The sequence below is a fragment of the Nitrospira sp. BLG_1 genome (genome assembly GCF_047338595.1).
GTDB lineage: Bacteria > Nitrospirota > Nitrospiria > Nitrospirales > Nitrospiraceae > Nitrospira_D.
Genome location: NZ_JBLFBO010000091.1, coordinates 1 through 3,884 on the forward strand (window position 1 = coordinate 1; position 3,884 = coordinate 3,884).

Below are 3,884 nucleotides of genomic sequence, written 5' to 3' on the forward strand. Positions count from 1 at the left end.
GTCGGTGATCAATACGAACTTCTCACGGCTTGGCAAGAGCACACATATTTCTTCCCCTGAGAAGCGATCATAATTCCGGACTTGTTGAATCGTATGCTCTTCTTCGAAGAGATAGGTTTTGGATGTCTGTGAAACATCATGGATGATCGTGATTCCACTGCCCGCACCATTCCTAAAAGCAACCACGATTTCTAGGCCAGGTTGGCCATCCGTATCGGCGAACAGATGGACTTCCCCCATCCTCCATCGGGAATCGCTGTAGGTGGTCAATTCGTTTTCGCGGTCTCGGAGGATACAGACGCATATGAGCTGATCGGTCGCGTCCCGACTTTCAAAAATGACTTCCTTCCCAAGCGCTCCATCTGTATCGACAACTTCTTTGATCTGTATGGTTGCCCAGGACTGATCCACATATTCCCTCACCGTCCGATCACGATCACGGATGAGACATAAACAGCGTAATGTTCCCTCCTCAGTTTTTACCTGGACAAGAATCTCATCTCCATCTATCGCGTCCGTATTCGCCAGAGTTGTGCTGTCAACCGAACTCCACCCAAGACCACGGTAGAATGCGATCGATGTGGTTTTGTCATGAACGACACAAACACACGCAAGCAACCCTTCATGCGTATGGGCTAACACAACGATTTCCGACCCGGGCTCGCCGTCAGTATCTTGTACCGCAATGAGTTCCACGTTGTGCCAAGCGCTATGCTGGTAGACGCGTTTGTCCCTCGTATCAAGCGTCGTGACGCAAATCTTGTTGAACTCACAAATGGATATCTCGTCTTGCAGACCGTCATCGTTTGTTTCTCCGATGAACAAAGAAAACGCTGGAGGCGTCTGATTGGCTACAAGGAGGTCGGTGAGATCGTTTGTATCAGTACGAGGATTTGGCAACGTTGCGTCATTGGTTGAAGCAGATGCGATTGCAGTGACAGCGGGAGACTCCAATGAGGACTGCAGATCCTGGGTGCACGCGGCTTGGATGAACGACAAACAGAGTACCATACACCAGGCCACTGACCTTATTGGAAGACCGAGTGGTTGCATAAACTCTCCTTATTCGGTCTCGTATAACTACTTCTTCGGGGCAGTCCAGAAACGACTGCCCCGCTTTCCGTCTACAGTTTCAGGCAGATCTACTGCTCATTTTGGGTGTGTCCATAACGCGATGCGTTCAGATTACCACTGCCGATGAGTGCACCAGTAGCTGAACGAAGTTCCCATGTCCCAGGACTCACGGTTCCTCCCGTTATCAAGACATTACCGGTATTCGTTTGTAATTCGGCTTGATGTCCGTCACGGCCAACCCACAGGTTCCCATTGGAAACAAGAGCCCCCGTGCTACTTCGGATCTCCCATGTCCCAGGGCTCCACGATCCGCCAACGATAAGGACGTTCCCGTTCAGGAGTTTGGTGCACGTGGAACCATCTCGAGAGGCCCAAGTATAATTGGCACTAATCAAAGTCATGCTGCTATTTCGAAGTTCCCAGCTGATATACCCTGGACCACCACCAACTAAGAGCATATTGCCATTATTCAATTGAATGGAACAGTGACCGGAGCGGCCAGACCACAGATAAATACCCGTAGTGCTCGTGCCGGATACAAGACTCCCGTTTGTACCTCGAATTTCCCACGTTCCTGATGAGCCATAACCACCAGTAATCAGGACGTTTCCGTTAGAAAGCACCGAGGCACTGTGACCGTATCTGCTTGTCCAAAGCGTTCCCTGGCTGACGAAGCCACCGGCGCCGTTACGGATTTCCCAGGTTGCAGGAGAAGCGCCTCCTCCTACGATGAGCACATTGCCATTACCGAGCAAGGAACAAGTAAAAGCCCAATCTCTCGTTGTCCATAATGTCCCGTTACTGACATGGCCTCCTGTTGCATTTCGAATTTCCCACGTCCCTCCAGATGCAGATCCTCCAGCAAGAAACGTGTTTCCGTTAGGGAGTAGGACTGCGCAATGACTTATTCGTGTCGCCCACAAGGTGCCTGAGTTGAGGAACCCTCCGCTGGCACTACGCCTCTCCCAGGACCCCGCTGTAGTGCCTCCCCCTGCAATTAAGTTATTCCCTGCCAATGCAAAAGAACCGCCCCCAAACAACACGAACACCATCGCAGCCCACAACAAGTAGTACCGACGCATGCGACACCTCCTGTGTAGTGAACACTCATTCGAACGGCTCGACTGACGTCCTGGGTATCCGCTTCGCCGCAACCTCCTTTCGAAAAGAATTTCTCTGATCAACCGAGTCTTCTACCCGTTGCGTGACGCTCACCGGACCGGTCGGGGCTCCACTCGGCACCGTGGCGGTCATAGCGGTCGTCGCCGTTGTGAGCACGGTCGCGGTGTTGAACTTCACAGTATTGCAGGCGGAGAGGCGCACTGAACCCCGTGCCGTAGATAGTAACCGTCGTTCCAATGGGACTTGCTGACAGGGTGAACGGCAGGACTGCAAGCGTGGAGGACGGTCGCAGAGTGATCCCAGTCAGATTCCCCACGCTGCCATAGGCATTGCTCGCGTGGTCACTCGCGGGATCGATGACAGTGCGCGGGCGGCTCGCGTTATCGTAGACGTAGCTGGTATCGGCAGCGAGGCTCGGGAAGACCAGGAGGAGCGCCAGCGCGATGGCGAGCGAGAAGACCGCGATGTGGCTCGTGCTCCACCACCCAAGGAAGAACAGAGTCACGTTCATCGGAACTCCGATCGGTCGCGTTTTGTGCAGAAGCAGGTTATTTACCTAGGACATCCTCTTTTCATGTAATGGTCTACTTATCTCTGCTCGAGCGCAATACCAGAAGATGGCCTTAGCCATGAGAGGGGGTGGCGGGCCATATAGCCCTATGGACGAGGCGTTGAAGGACGATAGTATAGACGTCCCAAATCTGCGTCACTGCATCTTCCGCCCCCTCGAGCAGTCGCTGCACTTCCTCCACATAAATCTCCGTCGTCGCATAATGCTGATGCCGCATCATCTTTTGCATCCGCGTCGGGTTGGCATCATTGAGGAGGGCAAAGGTCGGAGTGGAATAGCGGAGACTATGCACCACAATGCCGGATTTCTATACCCCCACCAAGAGTAGTTCTTCGGTATCGAGTGGCCACTAACCGGTGCTCGAACGCCGTCGGCCCTCGAGCCAGCGGCGGCCGTCTTCACTCCCACGTCCAGACAGTATGGATGAGACTTTGGATGTGCATGCGGTGCACGGGACCAAAGTAACGCGCATCGAAGGACCGGCCGTTCGTGTCCGACATCAACACGAGTTCCGTCGGAGCCAGCACATGATCGGTGATACGAAACCGTGGCAGCGGTCTCCCCATCGAATCTGCCTCACTGGGCTGGCTCGCTGGAAGAAGCGTCCCGTTGATTGTCACCCCCTCATCTGTCACGCTCACGATATCATGATCTGACGCCACAACCTTTTTCATCATATTCCCGTATCCGCCAGGACAAAATCCGACCCCGATATAGCCCCGCTCCTTCGCCAGATCAAACTCCGGGCGCTCCGGAGGGCACCACAACACATAGGCTCCTGTTGCGATCGGCTCGGTCGACATCCGATAGAACCCAAGGGGAATACTGCGCGTCGTGTTGAAACGAAGACCGGATTGATGAGCCAGGACGAGGACCAGTGCGAGACAGAGACCCGCGATCACAATCGGGTGACGCAAGCGGCTCCCCCAGGTCGTCATAGCTCGATCTTTACGGCCTGTGGCACGTGCGGCGCACAGAGCCTGTCGCTGACTGCTGGCGGTGGAATAGCCGCCCTGGCCGCAAAGATGGGATCGTGAAAAAAGAGCGGCTGCCGGCCGTAGATCGCCGGAAACCCCGCGACGTAGATCACCATATCCCCGGCTTCAAGGATCTGTCC

At 54.4% G+C, this 3,884-nt stretch carries 5 protein-coding genes; all 5 read right to left on the reverse strand.

What is annotated here, in order from left to right:
* A partial coding sequence (locus ACMTNU_RS20215; protein ID WP_413937099.1) for a hypothetical protein occupies window positions 1–900 on the reverse strand: 900 nt, incomplete at its 3' end.
* A gap of 1,354 nt (window positions 901–2,254) precedes the next feature.
* Window positions 2,255–2,707 carry a hypothetical protein gene (locus tag ACMTNU_RS20220; RefSeq protein ID WP_413937100.1) on the reverse strand — a complete coding sequence of 151 codons (453 nt, stop codon included), beginning with the start codon at window positions 2,705–2,707 and terminating at the stop codon, window positions 2,255–2,257.
* Between the two features lie 112 nt (window positions 2,708–2,819).
* The gene (locus tag ACMTNU_RS20225; protein WP_413937101.1) at window positions 2,820–3,062 is read right to left on the reverse strand and encodes a hypothetical protein; all 243 of its coding nucleotides are present in this window, start codon (window positions 3,060–3,062) and stop codon (window positions 2,820–2,822) included.
* A 103-nt stretch (window positions 3,063–3,165) separates the two neighbouring features.
* The gene (gene traF / locus ACMTNU_RS20230; protein ID WP_413937102.1) at window positions 3,166–3,705 is read right to left on the reverse strand and encodes a conjugative transfer signal peptidase TraF; all 540 of its coding nucleotides are present in this window, start codon (window positions 3,703–3,705) and stop codon (window positions 3,166–3,168) included.
* The coding region (locus ACMTNU_RS20235; RefSeq protein WP_413937103.1) for a hypothetical protein at window positions 3,702–3,884 on the reverse strand (183 nt) is incomplete at its 5' end. The genes ACMTNU_RS20235 and traF, both read right to left, overlap by 4 nt.